General features: G+C 28.1%; 1 protein-coding gene. It reads left to right on the top strand.

From position 1 onward, the window contains the following. Positions 1-119: 119 nt before the first annotated feature. On the top strand, positions 120-1,063 hold a 944-nt coding region (locus ABCM86_RS13965), incomplete at its 3' end, for an IS30 family transposase (protein ID WP_343004201.1).

The raw sequence follows: 1,063 nt of genomic DNA, 5'->3' as shown, positions 1-1,063 counted from the left end.
GATGAATTATCATATTAAGTGCAACACTTAAAAATGGATAAAAAAATAGCTCATAAGTTTATGTTCATGTTACAGTAATAATAACTACAAAATCACTTTACATGAAAGGACATAAAATTATGAACTACAAACATATTACCATAAATGAAAGATGTTGTATAGCTAATTTCTTAGGCTTAGGATGGAGTATAAGAAAAATAGCAAAACATCTTAATAGAAATGCTTCTACAATTTCAAGAGAGATCAGAAGAAACTCTGTTAATGGAAAATATTTAGCTCATATAGCAAATGAAATTTATCTAAATAACAGAATGAACTGCGGCGCAAAGGGAAAATCATCTAACTATAAATTAATTGAGTATATAGAAAATGGTCTAAACAAAACTTGGTCACCTGAACAAATAGCCGGTAGGCTACGCCTAGAATCTAAAGATGATAAATCTATGAAGATTGGATTCAAAACAATCTATAGATGGATATACAAAAATATTATTGTAAAAGGCAATATAAATAAATTAAGAAGAAAAGGAAAATCCTTAAAACCAAAAGAAACAAGAGGTAAATTTAATATAGGTAAAAGTATAAAAAATAGACCAAAAGACATTAGGAAAAGAGAAAGTATAGGACATTGGGAATTAGATACTGTTGTATCTAGTAGAGGAAAGTCAAAAGCCTGCCTTTCAACTTTTGTAGAAAGAAAAAGCAGATACTTAATAGCTCAAGTTATGGATAATAGAAAATCAACAACATTTAACTTACATTGTTTCAAAGCATTTGAACATATTTCAAACAAACTAATTAAAACATTTACAGTCGATAGGGGTAAAGAATTTGCTAATTATAATGAAATTGAGAATAGATTAAATATAGATGTTTATTTCGCAGATCCTTATTCTTCTTGGCAAAGAGGTACTAATGAGAACACTAACGGATTATTAAGAGAGTTTTATCCTAAAAGATTTGATTTTTCTACTATAACTCAAAATGAGCTTGATGTTGTAGTAAATATAATAAATAATAGACCTCGCAAGTGTCTTGGATATAAAACACCTGCAGAGGTCTT

This window comes from Clostridium sp. 2218st1_F5_2218SCRN_220325, from assembly GCF_039062665.1.
Taxonomy (GTDB): Bacteria; Bacillota; Clostridia; order Peptostreptococcales; family Peptostreptococcaceae; genus Intestinibacter.
This window is presented reverse-complemented; position numbering and strand designations above follow the sequence as displayed.